At 74.2% G+C, this 22,731-nt stretch carries 18 protein-coding genes and 1 pseudogene; 12 read left to right on the top strand and 7 right to left on the bottom strand.

Features of this window, described 5'->3' with window-relative positions:
* The first annotated feature begins 248 nt into the window (after nucleotides 1-248).
* The 6 genes from AB0O11_RS22565 to AB0O11_RS22540 all read left to right on the top strand — a co-directional run bounded on the left by AB0O11_RS22565 (nucleotide 249) and on the right by AB0O11_RS22540 (nucleotide 7,199).
* Complete coding sequence (locus tag AB0O11_RS22565; RefSeq protein WP_363389801.1) at nucleotides 249-1,823, top strand: alpha/beta hydrolase; 1,575 nt, start codon at nucleotides 249-251, stop codon at nucleotides 1,821-1,823.
* Between the two features lie 186 nt (nucleotides 1,824-2,009).
* A complete protein-coding gene (locus AB0O11_RS22560) occupies nucleotides 2,010-2,582 on the top strand; it encodes a DsbA family protein (RefSeq protein ID WP_363390048.1) in 573 nt (190 codons plus the stop codon).
* Between the two features lie 278 nt (nucleotides 2,583-2,860).
* Complete coding sequence (ftsH, locus tag AB0O11_RS22555) at nucleotides 2,861-4,981, top strand: ATP-dependent zinc metalloprotease FtsH (protein WP_363389798.1); 2,121 nt, start codon at nucleotides 2,861-2,863, stop codon at nucleotides 4,979-4,981.
* A gap of 66 nt (nucleotides 4,982-5,047) precedes the next feature.
* Complete coding sequence (gene nadE / locus AB0O11_RS22550) at nucleotides 5,048-5,887, top strand: ammonia-dependent NAD(+) synthetase (RefSeq protein WP_363389795.1); 840 nt, start codon at nucleotides 5,048-5,050, stop codon at nucleotides 5,885-5,887.
* Complete coding sequence (locus tag AB0O11_RS22545; protein ID WP_363389792.1) at nucleotides 5,884-6,834, top strand: ADP-ribosylglycohydrolase family protein; 951 nt, start codon at nucleotides 5,884-5,886, stop codon at nucleotides 6,832-6,834. Before nadE ends, AB0O11_RS22545 begins: the two co-directional genes overlap by 4 nt.
* 20 nt (nucleotides 6,835-6,854) lie before the next feature.
* On the top strand, nucleotides 6,855-7,199 hold the full coding sequence (locus AB0O11_RS22540) for an SDR family NAD(P)-dependent oxidoreductase (protein ID WP_363389789.1): 345 nt from the start codon (nucleotides 6,855-6,857) through the stop codon (nucleotides 7,197-7,199).
* 40 nt (nucleotides 7,200-7,239) lie between these two features.
* Here AB0O11_RS22540 and AB0O11_RS22535 read toward each other — a convergent pair whose 3' ends face one another.
* From AB0O11_RS22535 to AB0O11_RS22520, 4 genes are all read right to left on the bottom strand, one after another.
* A complete protein-coding gene (locus AB0O11_RS22535) occupies nucleotides 7,240-7,962 on the bottom strand; it encodes a hypothetical protein (RefSeq protein WP_363389786.1) in 723 nt (240 codons plus the stop codon).
* 355 nt (nucleotides 7,963-8,317) lie between these two features.
* Complete coding sequence (locus AB0O11_RS22530) at nucleotides 8,318-9,991, bottom strand: DUF885 domain-containing protein (protein WP_363389783.1); 1,674 nt, start codon at nucleotides 9,989-9,991, stop codon at nucleotides 8,318-8,320.
* 210 nt (nucleotides 9,992-10,201) lie between these two features.
* The gene (locus AB0O11_RS22525; protein ID WP_363389780.1) at nucleotides 10,202-11,116 is read right to left on the bottom strand and encodes an SDR family oxidoreductase; all 915 of its coding nucleotides are present in this window, start codon (nucleotides 11,114-11,116) and stop codon (nucleotides 10,202-10,204) included.
* A gap of 146 nt (nucleotides 11,117-11,262) precedes the next feature.
* Nucleotides 11,263-11,691 (bottom strand): DUF5997 family protein, encoded by a 429-nt coding sequence (locus tag AB0O11_RS22520; RefSeq protein WP_363389777.1) that lies wholly within the window; start codon nucleotides 11,689-11,691, stop codon nucleotides 11,263-11,265.
* Nucleotides 11,692-11,758: 67 nt separating this feature from the next.
* Here AB0O11_RS22520 and AB0O11_RS22515 point away from each other — a divergent pair, with 67 nt between their 5' ends.
* Both AB0O11_RS22515 and AB0O11_RS22510 read left to right on the top strand, forming a co-directional pair.
* Entirely contained in the window at nucleotides 11,759-12,577 is an 819-nt protein-coding gene (locus tag AB0O11_RS22515; protein ID WP_363390045.1) for a LysR family substrate-binding domain-containing protein, read from the top strand.
* Between the two features lie 54 nt (nucleotides 12,578-12,631).
* Nucleotides 12,632-13,213, top strand: a complete 582-nt coding sequence (locus AB0O11_RS22510; protein WP_363389774.1) for a YetF domain-containing protein — start codon at nucleotides 12,632-12,634, stop codon at nucleotides 13,211-13,213.
* Nucleotides 13,214-13,277: 64 nt separating this feature from the next.
* On the opposite strand, the gene AB0O11_RS22505 is transcribed toward AB0O11_RS22510, so the two are convergent.
* Nucleotides 13,278-14,003, bottom strand: a complete 726-nt coding sequence (locus tag AB0O11_RS22505; RefSeq protein WP_363389772.1) for a rhomboid-like protein — start codon at nucleotides 14,001-14,003, stop codon at nucleotides 13,278-13,280.
* A 94-nt stretch (nucleotides 14,004-14,097) separates the two neighbouring features.
* Complete coding sequence (locus AB0O11_RS22500) at nucleotides 14,098-15,447, bottom strand: cytochrome P450 (RefSeq protein WP_363389769.1); 1,350 nt, start codon at nucleotides 15,445-15,447, stop codon at nucleotides 14,098-14,100.
* A 306-nt stretch (nucleotides 15,448-15,753) separates the two neighbouring features.
* Between AB0O11_RS22500 and AB0O11_RS22495 the strand changes: the two genes are divergently transcribed.
* On the top strand, nucleotides 15,754-17,157 hold the full coding sequence (locus AB0O11_RS22495) for an amidase (RefSeq protein WP_363389766.1): 1,404 nt from the start codon (nucleotides 15,754-15,756) through the stop codon (nucleotides 17,155-17,157).
* Between the two features lie 111 nt (nucleotides 17,158-17,268).
* Here AB0O11_RS22495 and AB0O11_RS22490 read toward each other — a convergent pair whose 3' ends face one another.
* On the bottom strand, nucleotides 17,269-19,218 hold the full coding sequence (locus AB0O11_RS22490; protein ID WP_363389763.1) for an FUSC family protein: 1,950 nt from the start codon (nucleotides 19,216-19,218) through the stop codon (nucleotides 17,269-17,271).
* Between the two features lie 509 nt (nucleotides 19,219-19,727).
* On the opposite strand from AB0O11_RS22490, the gene AB0O11_RS22485 reads away from it, so the two are divergent.
* The 3 genes and pseudogenes from AB0O11_RS22485 to AB0O11_RS22475 all read left to right on the top strand — a co-directional run.
* Nucleotides 19,728-20,834, top strand: coding sequence for a phytanoyl-CoA dioxygenase family protein (locus AB0O11_RS22485; protein ID WP_363389761.1), 1,107 nt, complete (start codon nucleotides 19,728-19,730; stop codon nucleotides 20,832-20,834).
* The gene (locus AB0O11_RS22480; protein WP_363389758.1) at nucleotides 20,816-22,129 is read left to right on the top strand and encodes a DUF6271 family protein; all 1,314 of its coding nucleotides are present in this window, start codon (nucleotides 20,816-20,818) and stop codon (nucleotides 22,127-22,129) included. Before AB0O11_RS22485 ends, AB0O11_RS22480 begins: the two co-directional genes overlap by 19 nt.
* Nucleotides 22,130-22,336: 207 nt before the next feature.
* Nucleotides 22,337-22,731 (top strand): annotated as a pseudogene (locus AB0O11_RS22475) (type III PLP-dependent enzyme); the annotation flags it as partial.

The raw sequence follows: 22,731 nt of genomic DNA, 5'->3' as shown, positions 1-22,731 counted from the left end.
CGTGAGGCGCCGCAACCGGGCTGCGCGGATCGACCTCTCACCCGGTCGGCCGGTGGCAGTCGGTTCGGCGCGCGCCCCCCATCCGGCGGTTGCCGCAGGGCATCGCCGGGCCCCGGCCCCTAGGGTCTGTGATGCGTCGAAGAACCGAGCGCCGGGCGCGCACGCAATCCTGTCGTGGGCCGGGGCGGTCGGCAGACCCGAGACCGCGCCCCGAGGTGCCCGGCCGACCCGAGAGGTGGTCCCACCCCATGCACACCGTCGTCCGCGGCGCCGGAGCAATCGGCCTGACCGTCCTGCTGCTCACTGCCGCCACCGGCTGCCAGGGTGACGGCTCCTTCGCAGCCGAGCCCGAGCAGGCCCCCCCGGCCATCGGGACCGGAGCCGCCACCGGACTGGCCGCCCAGCAGCTGCACTGGCACGCCTGCGCCGCCCCCACCAGCGCCCAGGGCACCAGCACCGCGCCCGCCGCCGACTGGCAGTGCGCCACCCTCAAGGCCCCGCTGGACCACAGCAAGCCGGACGGTACGACGATCGACCTCGCGCTGATCCGCAGCCGGGCCAAGGACGAGCAGCACCGGATCGGCTCGCTGCTGTTCAACTTCGGCGGCCCCGGCGCCTCCGGCGTGGCCACCCTACCCGCCCTCGCCGCGGCCTACGCCTCGCTCAACTCCCGCTACGACCTGGTGAGTTTCGACCCGCGCGGGGTCGGCGCCAGCGCCGGGGTGAAGTGCCTGGACGACCGGGCGATGGACGAGGCCACCGCCGCCGACAGCACCCCCGAGACCCCCGGCGCGGTGAAGGCACTGGACGACGGCAACGCCCGTTTCGTCGCCGCCTGCGAGCACAACTCCGGTGCGGTGCTGCCGTACGTGGACACCGAGAGCGCCGCGCGGGACATGGACCTCATGCGGCAGGTGCTCGGCGACCGGAAGCTGTCCTACTTCGGCATCAGCTACGGCACCCAGCTCGGCGGCGTCTACGCGCACCTGTTCCCGCAGCACGTCGGCCGGATGGTGCTGGACTCGGTGGTCGACCCGACCAAGGACCCGCAGCAGTCCGCGCTCGGCCAGGCCCAGGGCTTCCAACTCGCACTCGGCGACTTCATGAAGGCCTGCGCAGCCCAGGCCGGGACCGCCTGCCCGACCGGCGCGGGCGGCGACGAGGGCACCGCGAAGGTCGTCGCACTGGTACAGAAGCTGGCGCAGTCGCCGCTCCCCACCAGCCAGGGGCGGCAGCTCACCGAGAGCCTGGCGATCACCGGCATCGCGGGCGCCCTGTACACCACGGAGACCTGGCCCGCGCTGGCCGCCGGGCTGACCGAGGCGACGCAGCAGGGAACCGGCGACACGCTGCTCCGGCTTGCCGACGCGTTGAACGGGCGCGACGCCCAGGGGCACTACACCGACCTGAACGCCGCGAACCGGGCGATCACCTGCGTGGACGCCCGGCAGCGCTACTCCGACCAGGACGTGCAACGGCAGCTGCCGCAGTTCCGCGCCGCCTCGCCGGTGTTCGGGCCCTACACCGCCTGGGGCCTGACCGGCTGCACCGGCTGGCCCGTCCCCGGCAAGGCCGCCCACCCGGAGGTCTCCGCACCGGGCGCCGCCCCGATCCTGGTGATCGGCACCACCGGAGACCCGGCCACCCCGGTCGAGGGCGCCCGCGCCATGGCGCAGCAGCTCGGCGCGGGCGTCGGCGTCACCGTCACCTTGCAGGGCGAGGGGCACGGCGGCTACAACACCGGCAACCCGTGCCTGAAGCAGATCGTGGACGCCTACCTGCTGGACGGCACGGTGCCGGCGGACGGGACGACGTGCGGTTGAGCGGCCGGCCGGGTGGAGAAGTGGCCCACCGGGTCAGTCGACGATTGGCCCTGGAGAGTGGGCCACCCGGATCCTAGCCTCTCCGGTGTGACAAACGATGCGACGAACAGCGCGCCCCACCGGCACCTCGACAACGGCCACCCGACCGACACCGACACCACCGAGGTCGACTTCTACTTCGACCCCATCTGCCCGTTCGCCTGGATAACCTCCCGGTGGATCCTGGAGGTCGAGCGGCAGCGCGAACTCGACCTGAACTTCCGGGTGATGAGCCTGTCCGTCCTCAACGAGGGCCGCACCGACCTGCCCGAGCGCTACCAGCGCCTGCTGACCACCGGCTGGGGCCCCGTGCGGGTCTGCACCGCCGCCGCCGCGCAGCACGGCCCGCAGGTGCTGCGCGCGCTGTACACCGAGCTCGGCACCCGGCTGCACGACCAGGACCGGCCCGCCGACGACGCCGTCATCCGGGAGGCGCTGGTGGCGGCGGGCCTGCCGGAGGAGCTGGCCGAGGCGGCGAACGGCACGGAGTACGACGAAGCGCTGCGCAAGAGCCACCACGAGGGCACGGACCCGGTCGGCGAGGAGGTCGGAACACCGACCATCCACGTGGACGGCGTCGCCTTCTTCGGCCCGGTGCTGAGCGCCGTCCCGCGCGGTGAGGAGGCCGTACGGGTCTTCGACGGTGTGCGGCTGCTGGCCGGGTACCCGAAGTTCTTCGAGCTCAAGCGGACCCGGACGGGCGGCCTCGACTTCTCCTGAGCGGCCGGGGCGCGGGGACGTGCGGCCCTGACCGGCGGCCGAAGGGGCGGTCGCGGGGACGGCCGGCGGAGCGGTCGGGCGGTGGGGCCGCAGCTGTGGCCGGCCGCCGACCCGCACCGAGCGGGCCGCGCCGAGCGGACCGTCGGGTGGACCGTCGAGTGGTGATGTTTTGCCCCGGTTGGACCGGTATCGTCCCGTTCGGGCTCCCGTCCGGGCGCGGAGCGTCCGACCATGGAGGGGCGGAGGCTGTTCGGTCCCCCAAGAGGCGGTGAGCGTGGATGATCGTACGAATCCGGCTGCGCGCTGCCCGCCACCCCACGACCCCACCGGGCCGCGGCGCCGGACCGGGGCAGGGCCGGGGCCAACCGCGAGGACCGGGCGGCCAGGGTCCGGGGCCGGGCCCCGGCGGCCCGGCCAAACCCTCGCCGCCCTCGTGGCGCCGCTGGCTGCTGCCCTTCGCCGTGCTGGCGACGCTGTTCCTGCTGGTGCTCTTCTCCAATCCCGGCAAGCCCGGCACCCGCTACGGCTACACCGACTTCCTGAACCGGGTCAACGCCGGCCAGGTGCAGACCGTGGACGTCAGCGACACCGGCGGGGTGAGCGGCACGCTCAAGGACGGCACCCACTTCACCAGCCAGATCCCCACCGCCCTGGGCACCTCCGAGCTCAGCGGCGCGCTCTCCGGCCACCACGTGACCGTCACCGGCAGCCGGACCAGCGGCGGCGGCTCGATCTGGTCCACCCTGCTGCTGTTCCTGCCGCTGCTGATCTTCGGCGCGCTCTTCCTCTGGTCCGGCCGGATGGCCGCCCGGTCGCTGGGTGGCGGCCTGAGTGCCATCGGGCGGTCCCGGGCGAAGATCATCGAGGCCGAGCGGCCGGCCACCGGATTCGCCGACGTGGCCGGGTACGAGGGGGTGAAACAGGAGGTCAGCGAGGTGGTCGACTTCCTGCGCAGCCCGGAGCGGTACGCCGCGGCCGGAGCCAAGGGGCCGCGCGGGGTGATCATGGTCGGGCCGCCCGGCACCGGCAAGACCCTGCTCGCCCGGGCGGTCGCCGGCGAGGCCTCGGTGCCCTTCCTCTCGGTGACCGGATCCGGCTTCGTGGAGATGTTCGTCGGCGTCGGCGCCTCCCGGGTCCGTGACCTCTTCGACGAGGCCCGCAAGCGCGCGCCGTCGATCATCTTCATCGACGAGATCGACGCCGTCGGCGGCCGTCGTGCGGGTGGAACCCGGATCGGCGGCAACGACGAGCGCGAGCAGACCCTGAACCAGCTGCTCGCCGAGATGGACGGCTTCGACCAGAGCACCGGCATCGTCGTCATCGCCGCCACCAACCGCCCGGACGCCCTCGACCCCGCCCTGCTGCGCCCCGGCCGCTTCGACCGGCAGGTCACCGTCCCGCTGCCCAACCAGGCCGAGCGGGCCGCCATCCTCGCCGTGCACGCCCGCGGCAAGACCCTGGCCTCGGACGTCGACCTCGGACGGCTCGCCCGCGGTACCCCCGGCTTCTCCGGCGCCGACCTCGCCAACCTGGTCAACGAGGCCGCCATCAACGCCGTGCGCGCCGACCGGGCCACCCTCACCGCCGACGACCTCGACGCCGCCCGCGACCGGGTGCTGCTCGGCCGGCGGGAGTCCTCCAACGCGCTGCTGCCCGAGGAGCGGCACGCCGTCGCGGTGCACGAGTCCGGACACGCGCTGGTGGCCGCGCTGTGCGAGCACGCCGACCCGGTCGCCAAGGTGACCATCCTCCCGGCCGGCGTCGCCCTCGGCGCCACCGAACAGCTGCCCGAGGCCGAACGGCACCTGTACAGCGAGGCCTACCTGACCGACCTGCTCACCGTCCAGCTCGGCGGCCGGGCCGCGGAGCTGGTGGTCTTCGGCGAGGGTTCCACGGGCGCCGCCAACGACCTCGCCAACGCCACCTCGGTCGCCACCCGGATGGTCCGCGAGTTCGGCCTCTCCCCGGAACTCGGCCCGGTCGGCTACTCCAGCGGCACCCCGCACTACCTCGGCGACAACCCCGAGGACCTGCTGCGCCGCCCGTACTCCGAACAGACCCAGCACACCGTGGACGAGGCGGTGGCCCGCCTGCTGCGCCGGGCCGAACGGCGGTCCGTCGACCTGCTCACCGAGCACCGGCACCACCTGGACGAGCTGGCGGCGCTGCTGGTCGCCCAGGAGACGGTGGACGGCCGGGTGGTGCTCGACATCCTGTCGCACCCGGCGCCGGGCCCTGATCAGCCGGGCCCGGGCCAGCCGGTCCAGCTGACGAAGCCGGAGGCACAGGTGAGGCCCGAGGCGCAGGCGGGGCCGGAGGCGCAGGCAGGGACGGACGGGACGGGGGCGCTGTCGGGACCTGCGGGACCTAGGGGACCGGGGGAGGACCCCCGCCCGTGAAGGCCGCGACCTCGGTGGTCGTATCCTCGTGACCGCGTCTCGTACCCACCGTCCCGAGGAGTCGGAATGACCGAGCCCCTGCCCGCCGACGTCCAGCGGGAGATCGCCCGCGCCCTCGGGGTCGCGTCCGTGCCCGACCCCGCGAAGGAGGCCGAGCGCCGGGTGGAGTTCCTGGCCGACCAGGTACGGGCCACCGGTGCGCGCAGCCTGGTGCTGGGCATCAGCGGCGGCGTCGACTCCACCACCGCCGGGCGGCTCTGCCAGCTCGCCGTCGAGCGGCTGCGGGCCGAGGGCCGCCAGGTGACCTTCACCGCGATGCGGCTGCCGTACGGCGTCCAGGCCGACGAGGCGGACGCCCAGCTCGCGCTCGGCTTCATCCGCGCCGACGAGGTGCTGACCGTCGACGTCAAGCCCGCCACCGACGGCGCGCTCGCCGCCCTGAAGGCCGCCGGCCTGACCTACACCGACCACGGCCACGAGGACTTCGTCGGCGGCAACGTCAAGGCCCGCCAGCGGATGGTGGTCCAGTACGCGGCCGCGGGCGCCAAGGGCGGGCTGGTCGTCGGCACCGACCACGCGGCCGAGGCCGCGGTCGGCTTCTTCACCAAGTTCGGCGACGGCGCGGCCGATGTGATGCCGCTGTCCGGCCTGACCAAGCGCCAGGTGCGGGCGATCGCGGAGGCGCTGGGCGCGCCGGCCGAGCTGGTCAAGAAGACCCCGACCGCCGACCTGGAGAACCTCGCCCCCGGCCGCCCCGACGAGGACGCCCTCGGCGTCAGCTACGACGCCCTGGACGACTTCCTGGAGGGCCTGCCGGTCAGCGAGGACGCCCACCGAACCGTCCTCGGCCACTACCGCCGCACCGAGCACAAGCGCAACCTGCCGGTCACCCCGCCCCTGGCGTGACCGGCCCGGACGAGCGCGCGGCCGGAGCCGTCCTCGGATCAGCCGTGGGCGACGCCCTCGGCGCTCCCTACGAGTTCGGTCCGGCCGGCGCCTTCTCCGCCCGCTTCCCGGACACCCCCGGTGACCTGGTGGCGGGCGGCGGCTGGGAGCTCGGCGAGGCCACCGACGACACCCAGATGGCCGTTCTGGTCGCCGAGTCCCTGATCGAACGGGGCGGCCTGGACCTCCCGGACCTCTTCGACCGGTTCCGCCGCTGGGCCGCCGCCGGGCCCCCCGACATCGGCATCCAGACCGAATCGGTCCTCACCAGCGGCCTGCCCTGGGACCTTGCGGCCGCCGTCCACTTCAACACCACGCTGCGCGCCGCCGGCAACGGCGCCCTGATGCGCGCCTCGACCTCCGCCGTCGCCTTCGCCCGCGCCGGGCGGCAGGCCACCATGGACGCTGCCCGGCGCATCGCGGCACTGACCCACGGCGACCGGGCCGCCTGGGAGGGAACGGCGATCTTCCACGAGCTCGTCCGGCTCGCGCTCGACGGCGCCGACCCGCTGGCCGAACTCCCCGCCGTCCTGGCGCATGTCGCCCCCGACCACCGCGAACGCTACGCCACCGTCCTCGCCCCCGACTGGCACCCGGAGCGCGCCACCGAGGCCAACGGCGCGGTCTGGCCCTGCCTGGGCTCGGCGGTCTGGGCGCTGCGCACCACCGACGGCTTCGAGCAGGCGCTGCGCGCCGCGGTCGACCTCGGCGGGGACACCGACACGGTCGCCGCCGTCACCGGCGGCCTGGCCGGGGCCCGGTACGGCCTGGCGGCGATCCCGGAGCGCTGGACCGGGCCGCTGCACGTGGAGCTGCCCGGGTTCGGCGGGAGGGTGCTTCGGACGCCCGAACTGCTAAATCTGACGGCCAGGTTGACGGGCCGTGGCGGCCGGTGCGCGGACGGCTGACGAGTGAGGGGGATGAAGCGATGACGGTGGATCGGCCCGCGGTGGTGTCCGGCGGCGGTACCGGGATCGGCCGGGCGATCGCGGCGCGGCCGGCCGGGGAAGGGCACCGGGTGGTCCTGGGCCGCAGGCCGGCGGTCCCGGAGCAGGCTCGGGAGGAGATCGAGCGGGCTGCCGGGCCGGGAAGGGTCGTACCGATGGCAGCCGATCCGACCGACCCGGCGGCGGTCGAGGCGGCGGCCCGGATCGCCGGACTCGGTCCGGTGGACGTGCCGGTGAACAACGCGGGTGCGATCGTCACCCCGCCCGCCGGGTACCTGACCGGTCAGGCGATCGGGCTCAACGGCGGTGCGCTGCTGGGCCGCTGAGCCGTCGAGAGGACCTCGCCGAGCCCGGCGGTGCGGTCCGTCAGTCCCCGTCGGCGTCGGGCTCCGGGGTCGGGGCGGAGCCAGTGCGGATGGCGAGCTTGGCCTCGGCGGTCGTCCAGTCGGTGGCGATCGCCTGCTGGGCGGCGGCCAGGGTGACCTGGCCCTTGCAGATCGCGGTGTGCAGGTGGGTCTCCACCGAGTCCTTGGGGTTGTTCGGGCCCTTGCCCGGGACGTGGCCGGGGGAGGGCGGCTGGACCCACAGGTTGCGCGGGTCGTTGGGGTCGCCGCCGAGCTGGAGGCTGATCAGGTGGTCGTACTCGGCGTCGCCCATCGGGCCGGTGTAGCCGTAGGACTTGGCGTTCTCGGCCTTCTCCTTGCCGGTGATGTTCACCGGCGGTCGGATGGTCGAGGTGTAGCCGCCCGGCTTGCAGATGGTGTCCTTGAGGTTGTCCTGGTTGACCGCCGGGCTGATCGCGCCCGGGGTGCAGTTGGGGTCGGGCAGCGGCTGCCTGTCCGCGGTGTAGCGGTAGTGGCAGCTGCCCGGCGCGGGCTGCGGCTGAACGTCGTAACTGCTCTTCGGGCCGGGGCCGGTGACGATCGCGGCGGCCGCGGGCGGGGCGGCTGCGGCGTCGCCCGCCGCCGGGGCGGAGCTGCGCCCGGCCCCCTTGGCGGCGTGGCCGCCGCCGGACGAGCAGCCTGCGGCTGCGGCGGCGAGCAGGACGGCCGTGGCTATGGCCAGGGCACGGCGGGCGGGAGCCGGCACGGGTTCCTCCATCGGGGTGTGCGTGGGTGGCGGTCGCCGGGTGTGCCGGGGCCGCGCCAGCGGACACTACCGTGCCGACGGGGTCGATGGGATGACGCCACGTCCGGGCGTGGGAAGCCTTTGCCGGGCGTGCGGAACCGTTTCCGCGACGGTGCCGGTTCGGCTGCCGGAGACCGTTACCGCCCTCGGGCTGGACCCCGTCGTCCGGGCCCAGCCCGGTGCGGACGGGCACACCCGCTACCCGGCCGGGTTCAAGGGCGGCGACCCCGTCCTGCGGACGGTCCGGTTCCGAGGCGGACGCGGAGGGGGCCCGAACCGGCGGCCGGACGCCGAGCAGCGTCCGGCCGCCGGCGGCCTACTGCTCCAGGATCCAGTCCGTCACCAGCTCCTCCAGCACCCCGAGCGGCAGGCTGCCGTGCCCGATCAGCTGGTGGTGGAACTCCCGGACGTCGAACCGGGCGCCGAGTGCCGCCTGGGCCCGCTCGCGGTGCCGCACGATCTCCCGGCGGCCGATCAGGTAGGCGGTGGCCTGGCCCGGCCAGGCGATGTAACGGTCGATCTCGTTGCGGACGTTGGCCTCGGGGGTGGCGGTGTTGGACCGCATGAAGGCCATCGCCCGCTCCCGGGACCAGCCGTAGTGGTGCATCCCGGTGTCCACCACCAGCCGGACCGCCCGCACCGCGTCCAGCGAGAGCATGCCGAACCGGGACAGCTCCGAGCCGTACAGCCCCATCTCGTCCGCGAGCCGCTCGGTGTACAGGCCCCAGCCCTCGACGTGGGCGGTCAGCTGGCCGCTCGGGTTCTGCCGGAACCGGGGCAGGTGGTGCAGGGTCTGCGCGACGGCGAGCTGGAGGTGGTGGCCGGGAACGCTCTCGTGGAAGGCGATCGCCTCGTACTCGTAGCTGAACCGGGTCTCCGGGCGCAGCGTGTTGATCCAGTGGGTGCCGGGCAGCCCGCCCGGGCCCGGCGGCTGGTAGTAGGCCAACGGCGCGGTCTCCGCCCCGATCGGGTCGATCTCCCTGGTCACGCAGTCGGCGATCGGGTACGGGCGGAACCAGTCGGCGCTGGCTCGGCGGGCCCGCTCCAGCGCGCCGTCCACCAGGGCGACGATCTCGGCCGCGCTGCCGAAGCGCAGCGAGCGGTCCTCGCGCAGCGCGGTCAGCACGGCCGCGGGGTCGGTGATGCCCAACACCTTGCCGCCCAGCTCGGCGAACTCCTCGCGCAGTGCCGCGACGGCCTCCAGACCGATCCGGTGCACCTCCTCCGGGGTGAGCCCGGGCCGGGTGAAGCGGGCGACGGCGTCCGCGTAGCCCTCGGTGCCGCCGGGCACGTGGCAGACCCCGGCCTTGTCGTCCGGCCGGGCGGAGGGCGCCAGCTGCTGGGCCAGCCCGGCCCGGAAGCGGGCCACCGCCGGGCGGACGGCGTCGCGCACGACGGTCCGGGCGCGCTCGTGCTCCCGGCGGTCGGCCAGCGGCCGCAGCAGCTTGTCCTCGGCAGGGGCGGTGGCCAGGTAGGCGTCCAGCTGGGCGACGGCGGCGTCGACCCCGCTGCGCAGCGGGAGGCGGCCCTCGGCGGCGGCGTCCAGGATGCCGCGCAGGGCGGCGTCGAAGTAGCCGGGCAGTCCGGCGAGGCGCTCCAGGTAGGCGTCGGCGCCCTCCTGGTCGACCGAGGTCATGGCGAGCGCGGAGAAGGCCTCGTTCTGCGGGGCGATGATGGTCGCCGAGACGCTGAACTCGGCCAGGCCGTGGGTGATCTGGCCGATGCCGTTGTCGATCAGCCGGGCGAGCACCCGGTGGGTGATCCGGTCCTCGCCGGCCAGCGTGTCGAGCGGGATCGCGGCCAGCCGTTCGGCGAAGCCGCGCAGCGCCTCGCGGTGGCGGTGCGCGGCCGCGCGGGACGGGTCGGGCACCAGGTGGGCGTAGCCCTCGACCCCGCTGAGGGTCGCATCGAACGGGTTGTGGGTGTTCTCGGCGGCGAAGAACTCGTCCGCGAGTGCGGCGATTCCGGCGTGCTGAGGCTGCTCGATCACTGGTCGCTCCCCCGATGCGATGTGGTGCGGTGCCTACCGGTGTTGCCCACCGGCAGTTCCGGCGGGCGTCGCCCGGCCGGCACGCCCGGTACGGCACGGGGCCCTGCGGTGCCCCGGTCCCGCCGATTATTCGGAGTGATCGGCGGCCCGGTCAAGACGCGCCGGCCGGAGGCGAGTTCCGCCCCCGGCCCCCGTCTGCCGGGCCGGAGGTCAGCGGTAGGCCTCCGGTGCGGCCGGCTTGCCCGCGTTCTGCACCTCGACGAGGTAGCGCCAGCAGTCCGGGCGGCTGCCGTCCCGGTCGGTGAAGCCGTACTCCAGGGCCAGCTGCCCGCTGGAGGCCGACAGACCGTTCCACCGGGCCATGGCGGGGTCGGCGGCCAGCGCGGCGACCGCGCGGCCGACGTAGTACGGGGACTCGGAGATGCCGAAGTGCGGTTCCTGGGCGAGGGCGTCGCGCCAGTTCTCCTCGGTGACGCCGAAGTGCTCCAGCATGATCTCGGAGCGCATCCAGCCGGGGGTGAGGGCGAGGGCGGTGGCGCCGCGCGGGCCCAGTTCGTGGCCGAGCGAGAAGGCCATCCGCAGCACCGAGGCCTTCGCGAGGTCGTAGAAGAAGGAGTTGCGGTAGGTGTCGCGGTTGTACTCCGCGGTGCCGTCCGTCATCTCCACCACCAGGCCGCCGGGGTGCTTCAGCAGCAGCGGCAGGGCGTGGTGGCTGGTGACGGCGTGCGTCTCCACCGCCAGGCGCAGCAGTCGCAGGCCGTCGTCCAGGTCGTGCTCCCAGACGGGGACGTCCCAGCCGAACAGCTTCTCGCCGCCCCAGATGTCGTTGACCAGCACGTCCAGCCGGCCCTGCGCGTCGCCGATCCGCTCCACCAGGGCGGCCACCTCGGAGGGGACCAGGTGGTCGGTGGGCACCGCGATTCCCCGGCCGCCCGCGGCGGTGACCAGGTCGGCGGTGTCCTCGATCGTCTCGGGGCGGTCGTACTCCGAGCGCCGCTGCCGGGTGCTGCGGCCGGTGACGTACACCGTCGCGCCGGCCGCGCCGAGCTCGACCGCGATGCCCCGCCCGGCGCCCCGCGTCGCCCCCGCGACCAGTGCGATCCTGCCTTCCAGTGTCCCCGCCATCCCTGGGCCTCCTCGCCTGTAGAACGCCCGTGTGAACCCGTGCATGACGGTGCCGACGCCCGTCGGGACGGACGTCGGCACCATCGTTGCGCAGGGGTCTGACAATCGGCGCCGGAGCGCCGCCGTGCCGGACGGGGGAGGACGGGTCAGCGGGCCTGGGTGGCCTTCGCCTCCTTGGCGGCCTTGGCGGCGTCCTCCTTCTCGTGCTTCTCCTTGATCCGGGCGGTCTCCTTGCGGACGTCCACCTGGTTGGCGCGCTCGTGCTGGAGCCAGAGCGGGTTCTCGGCCTTGAGGGCGTCGATCTGCTCGGTGGTGAGCGCCTCCGTCACGCCGCCGCGTGCCAGACCGGTGATCGAGACGCCGAGCTTGGCGGCGACCACCGGGCGCGGGTGCGGGCCGTTCTTGCGCAAGTCCTGGAGCCACTGCGGCGGCTCGGCCTGCAGCGCGTTGAGCTCCTCGCGGGAGACCACGCCCTCCTGGAAGCCGGTCGGCGCCGCGGCGAGGTAGATCCCCAGCTTCTTGGCCGCCGTGGCCGGCTTCATGGTCTGGCTGGTCTTCTGCTTGAGCGATGTCATGGTGACAAGGGTAAGGGAGTGCGCGGGCGCTTCCGGTCACGGTCGGTAGCCTTGCCCTGTGACAGACATGCAGGTGAACCCGTCCTTCCGGCTCGTGTACGTCCCGGGCGTGACCCCCGGCAAATGGGTCCGGGTCTGGGGAGAGCGGCTCCCGGACGTGCCGCTGGACCTCCTCGCGGTCCCGTCCGGCGACGGCGAGCGGATCCTGTGCGAGGGTGGCGCGGACGCCGGGCTGGTCCGGCTGCCGGTCGACAAGGACGTGCTGAGCGCGATCCCGCTCTACACCGAGACCACCGTCGTGGTCTTCCCGAAGGACCACTGGCTCGCCGCCGCCGAGGAGGTCGCGCCGGCCGACCTGGCCGAGGAGGTGGTCTTCCACCCGCTCGACGACACCCTGGGCTTCACCGCGGACACCCTGCCCGGGCGCCCCGCCATCGCGCGCCCGGACAGCACGGCGGACGCGATCGAGCTGGTCGCGGCGAACGTCGGTGTGCTCCTGGTGCCGCAGTCGCTGGCCCGGCTGCACCACCGCAAGGACCTCACCTACCGGCCGGTGGTGGAGGCGCCGCAGTCCCAGGTGGCGCTGTCCTGGCCGCAGGAGCGGACGACGGACCTGGTGGAGGAGTTCATCGGGATCGTCCGGGGCCGTACGGTCAACAGCTCGCGCGGGCGCGGGGCGGGTCAGGCGGCGCCCGAGGCGCAGCCGAAGAAGGCGGCGGCCGGCCGGGGCAAGCCGCAGCAGCAGAAGACCGGTGCGCAGAAGTCGGGCGGGCAGAAGACCGGTGCGCAGAAGTCGGGCGGGCAGCGGGCGGGGTCGCCGAAGGCCGGGGGAGCCAAGGCCGGCGGACGGGGCGCGGCGGCCCGGCGCGGTAGGCCGAAGCGGTGACCGTGGCGTAGCGTCTGCCCCGTTCCCGGCGGTCGAGGTGGGAGGAGCGGGGCAGTGTGGCACGACCTGGTGGCCGTCCAGATTCCGATCGTGGAGAAGGTCCTCCGCACGATCGCCGTCTACGCGTTGATCCTGGTGCTGTTCCGGCTCGCCGGAAAACGCGGGCTGGCGGGGCTGAACACCTTCGACATGGTGGTCGTCTTCCTGCTCTCCAACGTGGTGCAGAACGCCATCATCGGCAACGACAACAGCCTGCTCGGCGGTGCGATCGGGGCGGTCACCCTGGTCGCGGTGAACTCTGCCGTCACCCGCTGGCTCTCCCGCGACCCGCGGGCCGCCCGCATCCTGGAGGGCACGGCCACCACCGTGGTGAAGGACGGCAGGCTGGTGCCCGGCGCGCTGCACGACCTGGCGCTGCGCCCCTCCGAGCTGGAGCATGCCGTCCGGATCCAGAACGGCGACGACCTCGGCCAGGTGGCCCGTGCCCGGCTGGAGCCGGACGGGCAGCTGCTGGTCACCCTCAAGAAGACCGACCAGAGTGCCACCCGCGGCGACGTCGAGGATCTGCGGCGCCGGCTGGAGGAGATCGAGCGGCTGCTCACCGCCATCGCCGCGGACCGGCGGCCACCCCGCTGACGGGCGCTCGGTCCTGCGGCCGGACCGCGCCCCGGAGGAAGCGTCGTGGCTCCTCAGGGCGTGATCACCGCTCCGCCGGTGCCGGGCCGAGGCCCTCCGCGCGGCGGCGGGAGGCGGTGAGGGCCACGGTGATGGCCAGGGTGAAGCCGAGGGCGGCGGCGAGGAGGTGGCCGACGGTGGTGAAGGCCGGGAGGGGGCCCGGCCATTCGCCGTCGCCGGAGAGCGGCCAGGCGACGACGAAGGCGGCCCAGGGCAGCCGGGCCCAGCGGGGTACGGCGAGGGTGGCGAGGGCGAGGAGGGTCTGGGCGCCGTAGCTGATGCCGTAGTCCGAGGCCTGGCGCACGCTCTCCGGGTACCAGCCGTGCCGCAGGGCCAGCAGGATCACCGCGGTGGTGATCAGCGTGGCGCCGATGTGCCCGCCGAGGAGGACGGCGGCGGCACGCAGGCTGCCGAAGCGCCGCTCCGCCCAGGCGAGGCAGCAGCAGACGCCGAGGCCCAGGGTGATCAGGGTGCCGCCGAAGCCGGTGGAGAGGATCTCGGTGAGGGTGCCGTCGAAGAGCAGCGCGCTGCCGAGCAGGGCAGTGACCGGGTGGTCGTGCAGGTTGTCGAGGTTGGTGCTGATGTGGTCGCGGAGCGCGTCCGCCCGGTCCGCGGCGAGCAGGTTCTCGACCCAGACGTGTCCGGTCAGGAGCAGGACGACGTAGCCGAAGGTCAGTGGCGAACGGCGCGGATACGTCCGGACGGCGCGGAGCAGCCCGGTCAGGAGCCCCGATGGGGTTCGAGCGTTCATGGTCTGGTGGCGTCCCGGTCGAGCGGCGTGGTTCCGGCCGGCGCCCGTGCGGCCGGCCATGCCGGGACAGTACCGAAGCCCGGTCGGAACCCGGTCAACGGACCCGGCGGGTCAGTGTCGCGGTGAAGGGCCGGGGCGAGAGGGAGGAGCCGCGGGCGGGGCGGACGGGCCGGCCGGGGGTGGGGGCGATGGTCCAGCGGGCGGCGATGGTGGCGATGGCGAGGACGGCCTCGGTGACGCCGAAGGACTCGCCGATGCAGCGGCGGGCGCCGAGGCCGAAGGGCGTGTAGGTGCCGGGGGCGGGTCGGGCCGTGGTGAGCCAGCGGTCGGGGTCGAAGCGGTCGGGACGGGGGAACAGGTCGGCCCGGCGGTGCAGCAGGTAGGGGCTGTACAGCAGGGTGGCGCCGGCCGGGATGCGGTGGCCGCCGAGCTCGGTGTCGGTGGTGGCGGTGCGGCTGAGGATCCACGGCGGCGGGTAGAGCCGCAGGGTCTCGCTGACGATCCGGGCGGTGAGCGGCAGGGCGGGCAGGTCCTGGTGGCGGGCGGGCCGGCCGTCGAGGACGGTGTCGAGTTCGGCGTGCAGGCGCATCCGGACGGCCGGGTTGGCGGCGAGCAGCGTCCAGGCCCAGGAGAGGGTGGCGGCGGTGGTCTCCACGCCGGACAGCAGGAAGGTGACCACCTGCTCGTGGATCTCGGCGTCGGACAGGCGCCGGCCGTCCCCGTCCGTCGCGGCGAGCAGCGTGGAGAGCAGGTCGTGGCGGTCGGTGCCGGCGGCGCGGTAGTCGGCGATCAGCCGCCGGGTGATCTCCCGCAGGTCCTGCCGGGCGCGGCGGAAGCGGCGGTTGCCGGGGGTGGGGAGGCGGTCGGTGCCGGGCAGCGGCAGCATCACCCGCCGGCCGGCGCCGCGGGCCACGACGTCCATGCTCCGGTGCACCGGCAGCGAGCCGGCCCGCTCGTGCGCGGCGAACAGGCAGCGGGCGGTGACGGCGGTGGTGAGGCGGTGCATCGCGGCGGGGACGTCGATCACGTCGCCGTCGCGCCAGCGGGCGGTGGCGCCGGCGATCTCCTCGGCCGTCATCGCGGCGTAGTCGGGCAGCCGGTCGCGGTGGAACGCGGGTTGCAGCATGCGGCGCTGGCGCCGGTGGGCGGCGGCCGGGCAGGTGGCGAGGCCGTTGCCGACGACCTCCCGGGCCTTGTCGAGGAGGGGGCCGCCCTTGTCGAAGGCGCGGTCGTCGGTGAGCAGCCGGCGGACCAGCTCGGGGTGGCAGACCACGTACGCGTGGAGCGGGCCGAGCCGCAGCCGGACGAGGTCGCCGTGGGCGGGCAGGCCGGCGACGAACTCGTGCGGGCGGTGGAGGAGGGCGGGGGCGTGGCCGAGCAGCGGGAGGCCGCCGGGGGCGATGGCCGCGGTGAACCGGGTGGTCGGGAAGAAGGGGGTCGGCACGGGCGTCACCTTGGTTCGGCGGGAGGACCTGGGCGGTTCGTGAACGTGATCTTTCCCGGCGGGGTGCGGCGAAACGATCGCGGACCGGCGGACGGGGTGAACGCGGGGGCGCGGGCCGAACGCTCGTGCGCCCTCGACGATGTGACGGACGGTTCACCCGCCGGAGGCACCCCGGTCCGGTGGCTGTCGCAGGGCGCGCCTACACTCGAACCCTTGCGAGATTACCCGTCAGTAGAGCCGGGCGGGTGCGACCGGCCGGTGCGATCGCCGGACGGTGGAACGTCCGGCAGGGAGTGGGGAGTTCGGATGACCGACGAGCGGGTCCACGCGTTCGCCGACGACGCCCTGGGCGCACACGACGCGGTGGCACTCGCCGCGCTGGTGCGGGCCGGCACGGTCAACCCCCGGGAACTGGTCGGCGCGGCCGTCGAACGGGCCGCGCGGGTGGACGGCGCGCTGCTGCCCGTCGCCCATGCTTCGTACGACAAGCCGCGGATCAGCCGGGAGGGCATCGGCGGTCCGCTGTGGGGCGTGCCGACCTACCTCAAGGACAACGTGGACCTGCGCGGCCTGCCGACCGCGATGGGCAGCGAGGCCTACCGCGCCCGCCCGGCCCGCCGCAACGCGCGCTTCACCGACCAGTTCCTCTCCACCGGCCTGGCCGTCCTCGGCAAGACCAGACTGCCCGAGTTCGGCCTCAACGCCTCCACCGAGTTCGCCACCGCCCAGCCGGTGCGCAACCCGTGGAAGCCCTCGCACTCGGCCGGCGCCTCCTCGGGCGGCTCGGCGGCCCTGGTGGCCTCCGGCGTGGTGCCGATTGCGCACGCCAACGACGGAGGCGGCTCGATCCGCATCCCGGCGGCCTGCTGCGGACTGATCGGGCTCAAGCCCACCCGGGGCCGGCTGGTGACCAACGCCCAGGGCGGCAAACTGCCGATCGACCTGGTCACCGACGGCGTGCTGACCCGCTCGGTGCGCGACACCGCCGCCTTCTTCGCCGCCGCCGAGCGGCACCGCAGCAATCCCGGACTGCCCCCGCTCGGCCTGGTCGAGGGGCCGGGCCGGCAGCGGCTGCGGATCGGCCTGGTGGTGGACTCGCCGATCGCCAGGACCGACGAGCCGACCCGGCAGGTGGTCGAGGAGACCGCCGCCCGGCTGGAGGCGATGGGCCACCGGGTCGAGCCCACCGCACTGCCCTTCGGCGAGGAGTTCGCCCGCGACTTCGTCGCCTACTGGGGCTACATCGCCTGGGCCATCGCGGCCACCGGCCGGCTGCTGATCGACCCGGGCTTCCGCGCCGGGAAGCTGGACGGCCTGACCACCGGGCTGCGCCGCCGGTTCCGGAGGGAGTTCCCGCAGACCCCCGCCGTGTTGCGGCGGCTGCGCCGGGCCGAGGGTGAGTACGCGCGGATCTTCCGCCACCACGACGTGATCCTCTCCCCGGTGCTCGCCCACACGGCCCCACCGATCGGGTACCTGAGCCCGAACGTGGACTTCGACGAGCTGATGGACCGGCTGATGCGCTACGTCGCCTTCACCCCGGTCAACAACGTGACCGGCGGCCCGGGCATCGCCCTGCCGGCGGGCTCGGCGCCCAGCGGGCTGCCGGTCGGAGTGCACCTGTCGGCGGCGCACGGGCAGGAGCGGCTGCTGCTGGAACTGGCCTTCGCGCTGGAGGCGGAGCGGCCCTGGCGGCGAATCCAGGACTGAACCCGGCGAATCCAGGACTGAACCCGGCGGGTCCGGACTGAACCCGGCGGGCCCGGGGCTGAACCCGCCGGGTCCACGACTGAAGCCGGCGGGTCCAGGACCCCGCAGCTCTCAGAGCGCCGCCACCGACCGGGCGGCGTGCACCTCGTGGTGCAGCCGGGCCAGCGCGCAGTCCGGCGACAGCACGTCGGGCTGCGCCTGCGGCAGCGGCCGGCCGGTGCGCAGGGCCTCGGCCAGGTCGGTCAGCTCCCGGGTGACGGTGGTGACCTCGGCGGCGGTCGGCACCGGCGCGCCGTGCTCGATCCGTACCCGGGTGGCGGTGGTGACGTCCACGATCCGCTCGACGGCGATCACCACCGGCCACCACGCCTCCGCCCGGGCCCCGACCGGCGGCGGCTCGGTGAGGGCCCGCTGGAACTCGCTGCGCACGGTGGACAGGTCGCGGTAGAGCCGCCGTCGGTAGCGGGCGCGAGCCGGTTCGTCCCGCCCGGGTGCGGTGGTGAAGGCCAGCGACACGTACGAGGCGGTGTCCTGGACGGCGTCGGCGAGCCGGTCGCCGATCCGGGTGTGCCAGGACTCCGGCCACAGCAGGTAGCCGGCCAGCAGCGCGATGCCGCAGCCGATGAGCGAGTCGTAGAGCCGGGGCAGCACCAGGTGGAAGCCCTGGTGGTTGAGCAGGTCGGAGAGCAGCAGGATGACCGGGGTGATGGCCGCGGTCTGGAAGGCGTACCCCTTGGCGGACAGCGCCGGGATCAGCGCCGCCAGCACCGCCATCACCGGAACGTCCCACCAGCCGTGCGGCACCTCGGCCAGCACCGGCACGGCGATCAGCAGCCCGGCGGCGGTGCCGAGCGCGCGCAGTACCGCGCGGGAGAACACCGAGCCGAAGTCGGGCTTCATCACGAAGGTCACGGTCAGCGCCACCCAGTACGAGCGGGGCACCGCGATCACCGAGACCAGTACCTGCGCCAGTCCGATGCACAGCGCCAGCCGCAGTCCGTACCGCCAGGACGTGCCGGACAGCAGCAGCGACCTGGTCGCCCGCCGGGCCCTGACCACGAGGCGGGCGGGCCGGCCGAGCCGGTCGGCGGCGGCGTACGGGTCGGGCGCGGCCTCGTGCGCGACGGTGGTGGCGTGCCCGATCGCCTCGACCAGCGCGCGGGTGGACGGGCCGGCGGGGGCCGGAAGGTGGAGCGGCGGGGCCGGGCCGGTGCGGCCCCGCTCGACGGCGTCGGCCAGCGCGCGGACGGCGGCCGGGTAGCCGGCGGGCAGCGGGCCGAACTCGGGCGGGCGCAACTGCGCCGCCGCGGCCGCCTCGACCACCGGGATCACCGCGTTGAGCTGGGCGAGCAGCCGCGCCAGGCCGGCCGAGCGGCCGTGTCGGCGGGCCCGGCGGGCGAGCAGCAGGTCGTAGGACTGGTCGAGCGACCGGGTGAGCTCGTGGCGGCGGCCGTCGTACCCCGGCGTGCCGGTGGCCTCCAGCATGTCGGCGACCGCCCGGTAGGTGCCGGCCACCACCGCCCGCTCGGGAACGCCCAGGCGCAGCGGCCAGGCGAGCAGGGTCAGGGCGAGCACCACCAGGCCGCCGAGCAGCAGCAGGGCGGCCGGCAGCCACCAGGGGGAGGGCAGCGGCAGGCCGGCCCCGACCACCGCGTTGAGCAGCAGGAGCAGTCCGGAGACGGAGGCGACCGCGCCGATCGAGGAGATCATGCCGGAGACCAGCGCGACGGCGGTCACCGTGGCGACGGCCGTCCAGCCTGCGCCGAACACCAGGGTGCCGAGCAGCAGTCCGAGGGCGCCGAACAGCTGGGGCACGGCGATGTTGAACACCCGCATCCGGTACGCGTCGGCGGTGTCCCCGATGACCCCGGACAGCGCGCCCATCGACACCAGCGCGCCGTAGGCGGGCCGCCCGGTGGCGGTGCCCACCGCGAGCGGGGCGGCGAGGGCGACGGAGGCGCGGGCGACCGCCGCCCACGGGATCGGTGCGGCCCGGGGCCGCAGGATCTCGGTCAGCCAGCCGGGCGGGGCGAGCCGGACGGCTCCTCGGGGTCGTGCCACGGTCCCAAGCTACGGCGGGTGGGCGGGCCCGGCCCGGTGTGGTACGCCCGGGCGCGTCCCGGAGTCCGGTGTCACGGGGGTGCAACGGCTCTCCGACCGGTGACGGTTCAGTATCCCGCCGTTATGCCGATTCCGGAAACATACCCGCCCTTATGTCAGTCTCCGAAACATAAAGCGAACTCCGAGAGGCTTCGCGAGCTGCGCTGATTTCCCAATCGGTGACCCGCGGGAAAGGGTTGACACCATTAGTTGGTCTAGTCCAACGTATGGGGAGTGCGGTTCGGCAAAGGCTGATGCAGGGTGAGAGCCCTTGCCGGACGGGCGAGTTGGGCCCCTGACGTGGCGCTGTTCCGCGCCCGTGGGCCGAGGCGAGAAGGACCGTGTGCGGACGGCCCTCCGATCCACGCTCGAATTCCTGTTGCGGCCGGCCACCGGCCGTCGACTCGCCGTGCCCGCACCGGGCGCCCGAGGAAGCGCCACGTCGACCACGAACCATGGAGTGACTGCCCGTGCCGAGCCCTGCCGACCATCCCGACGAACCCGGGGGATACCTGTACCGGGCCGCATCGGAGCGCCCCTACTTCAGTGCCGACACCGAGAGCTACCTCGCTCGGACCGCGCTGCGCGAGATCCGCAAGAAGCACCCGCTGCGCGTGCTCTCCGAGGAGGACTACGCGTTCTGGCAGACCTACGGCTACGTGGTGGTGAAGCGGGCCGTCCCGGCCGGGGCCGCGCGCCGACTGCTGGACTTCGCCTGGGAGTTCCAGGGCCTCTCGCCGGACCGCCCCGAGGACTGGTACCGCGAGCGCGAGTACCGCGACGAACTCGACCGGCACCTGCACATCTACGGCTTCGTCGAGGCCTACCACCACCAGCTCATCTGGGACAGCCGTCAGGCGCAGCGCGTCTACGACGCCTTCGTGGACGTGTGGGACTGCGAGGAGCTCTGGGTCACCCTCGACCGGCTCAACCTCAACCCGCCGAACGTCCGCAACCGCGACCGCGCGCTGATCGAGCCCACCGACCGCGGCTTCGACATCGACCTGCACTGGGACGTCGACACCACCCGGGGCATGCTGCCGCAGCGCGTCCAGGGCATCATCGCGCTCGACGACACCGCCCCCGACCACGGCGGTTTCCAGTGCAGCCCGGAGCTGTTCCGCCGCTTCAACGAGTGGCAGGCCGCCCAGCCCGCCGACCGCGACCCGATCCGCCCGGACGTCGACCGCACCGAGTTCCCCGTCGTGCGGCCCGAGTTGAAGGCCGGCGACCTGCTGATCTGGAACGGCCTGCTCGCCCACGGCGTCGAGCGCAACACTTCCGAGAACGGTGTGCGCGCGGTGCAGTACCTGTCGATGATGCCCGCGCTGGAGGAGTCCGGGAAGCTGCGCCGTTCCCGGGTGGAGTCCTGGCGCACGCTCGCCACCCCGGACTGGAACCGCACCCTGGTCGGCGACGCCGGCCGGCCCGAGGCGCAGCGTTACGGAACCGCCGAACTCACCGAGCTGGGGGAGAAGTTGCTCGGCCTGCGGTCATGGAGCGGCAAACCGTTCGAGCAGTGCGGGGAAGACCGGCAGGGCGCCACGGGGGAGCGGGAATGCGCGACGTCTGTCTGACCCTGCCCACCAACCGCGAGTGCGCGGACACCATCACCGCGATCGGTGCCGAAGCCGCCTACGCCGCAAGGCGGTTCGGCGTCCGGGTGCACCTGCTGGTGCTGGACTCCGCCGACCCCGCTTCCCGCACCCGGCACGCCGGGGCCCTCACCGCCCTGCCGGCCGTCGAGGGCGTGGTCGTCCACCACCTGGACGAGGAAGCCCAGCGCGCCTTCCTGAGCGAGGTGATCGACCGCTCCGGCGCGGCCGGCCCGGACAAGCTGCTGGACCTCATGCTGCCCGACGCCGTCTCCTACGGCGCCTGCACCAACCGGGCGTTCCTGCTGGCCGCCGCACTCGGCTGCGAGTCGGTGCACCGCCGCGACTCCGACAGCCGCTACCAACTCCTCGACGGAGAACCGGTGTTCCCGATCGAGCACGAGCTGGCCACGCTCGGACTGAAGGCCGCCGAAGCGGCCGCGGCCGTCACCGGGAACAGCCTCGACGCGGTGCACGCGGACAAGCCCGTCGTGCTGGTCGGCGCCTCCTTCGTCGGCGAACTCTCCGTCGACATCGGCGAGATCCGGGAGCTCGATCCCGAGGCCTACCACGACGTGGTCGCGCTCTGGGCACCCACCGGCGCGAGCGAGGAGGAGAAGCGCGAACTCGTCGCCGGGTCCTTCGTCGGCGGCGGCACCGAGCCGTTCACCGCCGACCGCGCGGTGCTCGACCTGCCCGACATCTGGCACATCGACATGTGCAACATCGGCCTCGACCGCGAGGTGTACGAACGGGTGCCGCTGCCGCCCGCGACCGACACCATCGGCAGCGACTACTTCCTGCACCACCTGGTGCGTGACGCGACCCTGCCGGGCGTCACCCACAACCGCCACATCGTCAATTACCACACCCCGGAACGGCGCACCGGCCCCGGCTTCACCGCCTACCAGCTGCGCTACGCCAAGTTCCTGCTCTCCATGCTCTACCTCTACCCGGTCTACTCCGAGATGGAGGCCGCCGGCGGCGCTCTGCTGGACGAGTGGCACCGCGTCCGCCCCGAGGTGATCGCCGACTCCGTCCGTCGCAGCGCCGCGACGGACCGCGCGGAGAACCACCGCAGGCTCGCCGAGCTCGACCGCTGCTACCGGCGGCTCGGCGGGAAGTACGCCGAGTTCGCAGACCACCTGACGCCCCTGCGGGCGCGCCTGCTCGACGAGGCGCAGGCGGACATCGAGGACTTCGCAGCGCTGATCGACGCGTGGGGCCCGCTGGTGCGGGCGAGCAAGGCCACCCCCGCCGACCGGCTGCCGCGCTAGTCGGACGGGAAGCTCCACGTGATACACCAGACCACCAGCCAGCCGACCGGCCGGCCCACCGGCCACAGCGTCGGTCACCGTGCCGGTCACGCCACCGGCCACCACACCGGCCACCCGCCCACCCACCGCATCCCGGCCGTTTCCGCGGTCCACACCGACGCGCCCCGGCCCGGGCCGCTCCGCCCCGGCGAGCACGACCGCGCCGCGCTGCGCGCCGCGCTCGCCGCCGCCACCGAGGACCGGATCATCTACGACCTCGACGGCATCGGCCGCCAGTACGCCACGCTGTGCGCCGAACTGCCCGGCGTGGCCGTCCGGTTCGCGATGAAGGCCTGCCCCGTCGACGAGGTGCTCGGCCACCTCGCCGCGCTCGGCTCCGGCTTCGACGCGGCCAGCCCGCAGGAGATCGCCCAGGCACTGCGCACCGGTGTGCCGCCCGGGCTGATCCACTACGGCAACACCATCAAGTCCGACCGCAACATCGCCGAGGCCCACCGGCTGGGCGTACGGGACTTCGCCACCGACAGCCTGGAGGACGTCGCCGCGATCGCCGAACACGCCCCCGGCGCACGGGTGTTCTGCCGGATCGCGACCACCGGCGA

The sequence above is a fragment of the Kitasatospora sp. NPDC093102 genome (assembly GCF_040683915.1).
GTDB lineage: Bacteria > Actinomycetota > Actinomycetes > Streptomycetales > Streptomycetaceae > Kitasatospora.
The sequence above is the reverse complement of the archived record's forward strand: the minus strand, read 5'-3'. Positions and strand labels throughout refer to the sequence as shown.